The sequence below is a fragment of the Bradyrhizobium sp. Ken51 genome (assembly GCF_055807435.1).
On sequence record NZ_JBVVPB010000100.1, the window covers coordinates 1 to 2,416 of the forward strand.

General features: G+C 64.6%; 2 protein-coding genes. Both read left to right on the top strand.

What is annotated here, in order from left to right; translation table 11 throughout:
* Nucleotides 1–1,221, top strand: a 1,221-nt coding sequence (locus AC0L27_RS40935) for a DUF1522 domain-containing protein (RefSeq protein WP_473323742.1), incomplete at its 5' end; no start/stop codon positions are given.
* 325 nt (nucleotides 1,222–1,546) lie between these two features.
* A partial coding sequence (locus AC0L27_RS40940; RefSeq protein WP_473323745.1) for a DUF1522 domain-containing protein occupies nucleotides 1,547–2,416 on the top strand: 870 nt, incomplete at its 3' end.

The following is a 2,416-nucleotide window of genomic DNA, read 5'->3' on the forward strand; positions in this document are numbered from 1 at the left end:
TCGACGCTGAACGTCGACGGCCACGTCATTACCTTCAAGAACGCGCCGATCCCGGGCTCGACCGGTGCTCCGAGCGTCCCGAGCGGCTATGGCGCCTCCGGCAACGTTCTCACCGATGGCAGCGGCAACTCGACGGTCTATCTGCAGGGCGGTACGATCAACGACGTGCTGAAGGCGATCGACCTTGCCACCGGTGTGCAGACCGCGGCGATCTCCAGCGGCGCCGCGACGCTGACGACCGCGACCGGCCAGACCAACTCGTCGATCAACGCCTCGGGCCAGCTCAAGCTCTCGACCGGCGTCAACGCCGACCTCTCGGTCACCGGCACCGGCAATTCGCTGAACGTGCTCGGCCTCGCCGGCAACACCGGAACTGCGACCGCCTTTACCGCGGCACGTACCTCGGGCGTCGGCGGCCTCAGCGGCAAGACCTTGACCTTCTCCGCCTTCAGCGGCGGCACGGCGGTCAACGTCACCTTCGGCGACGGCACCAACGGCACGGTCAAGACGCTCGATCAGCTCAATAGCTCGCTTCAGGCCAACAACCTGACTGCGACGATCGACGCCAACGGCCTGCTGACGGTTTCGACCACCAACGACTACGCGTCTTCGACGATCGGGTCGAGCGCCGCGGGTGGTGCGATCGGCGGCACGCTGACCACGGCGCTGACGTTCTCGACGGCTTCCAGCCCCGTCCAGGATACGGTTGCGCAGACCTCGCGTGCCAACCTGGTCGGCCAGTACAACAACATCCTTGCGCAGATCGACTCGACCTCGCAGGACTCCTCGTTCAACGGCGTCAACCTGTTGAACGGCGACCAGCTCAAGCTGGTGTTCGACGAGACCGGCAAGTCGAACCTCAGCATCACCGGCGTGACCTACAACTCCAAGGGTCTCGGCCTCGCTGCGTTGACCGGTGGCGTCGACTTCATCGACAACTCCGCTACCAACAAGGTGCTGACCAACCTGAACTCGGCCTCGAGCACGCTGCGCTCGGAAGCCTCGAGCCTCGGCTCGAACCTGACGATCGTGCAGGTTCGTCAGGACTTCAACAAGAACCTGATCAACGTGCTGCAGACCGGTTCGTCCAACCTGACTCTGGCCGACACCAACGTCGAAGCCGCGAACAGCCAGGCGCTGTCGACCCGCCAGTCGATCGCGGTCTCCGCGCTGTCGCTGGCCAACCAGTCGCAGCAGAGCGTGCTGCAGCTGCTCCGCTAACAAGCGGAAGACATCGCAAGACGACTACGGCGGCGGGGCTTCGGCTCCGCCGCTTTTTTTCGTGCGTCAGCCGACATTCGCCGCCACGCATCGTTCTGAAAAAGTAACCAGCGGTTATGGTTAATGGAGAGTAAGCGCGGATAAATGCCAATGATTTCAGCCTGATTGCCGGCCGCGACCGCGCCTTCCGCGCGCTTATGGTGAACCCGCGCTTAATGCGGGCGCGTGTTGTTTCACCCTTTGTTAGCCATGTCGCGGCACGCTGGCCCCGTCACTCGATCCGAAGCGATCGAACGAAGACGCGTAAACCAGAAGGGTAAGAGTCATGTCCGGTATTGTTCTCTCTGCGTCGGTTCGCCAGAACCTGCTGTCTCTCCAGTCCACCGCTGATCTTCTCGCCACCACACAGAACCGTCTGTCGACCGGCAAGAGCGTCAACTCGGCCCTGGACAATCCCACCAACTTCTTCACCGCACAGTCGCTCGACAACCGCGCCAGCGACATCAACAATTTGCTCGACGGCATCGCCAACGGCGTGCAGGTGCTGCAGGCCGCCAACACCGGCCTGACCTCGCTGCAGAAGCTGATCGACAGCGCCAAGTCGATCGCCAACCAGGCGCTGCAGACCACCGTCGGCTACTCGACCAAGTCCAACGTCTCGACCACGATCGCCGGTGCGACGGCGGCCGATTTGCGCGGCACGACGAGCTTCGCCAGTGCGACCGCGAGCAGCAACGTGCTGTATAACGGCACGGCCGGCGGCACCACGGCGGCGAGCGGCACCACGACCCTTGGCGCCACCATCGGCAGCTTTGCAAGCACTGGCGCAACGGCCGGCAACGGCACCACGGCGCTGTCCGGCACCATCACCCTGATCGCCACCAACGGCACGACCGCAACGGGTCTTGCCGGCAACGCCCAGCCCGCCGACGGCGACACGCTGACCGTGAACGGCAAGACCATCACGTTCCGCTCGGGCTCCGCTCCGGCCTCGACTGCGGTTGCGTCCGGCTCGGGCGTCAGCGGCAATCTCGTCACCGACGGCAGCGGCAACACCATCGTCTATCTCGGCACCGCCGGTACCCCCGCTGCGACCGTCGCCGACCTCTTGTCCGCGATCGATCTCGCCAGCGGCGTGAAGACGGTAGCCATCACTGCGGGTGCCGCAACGATCGCCACCAGCGTCGGCCAGACC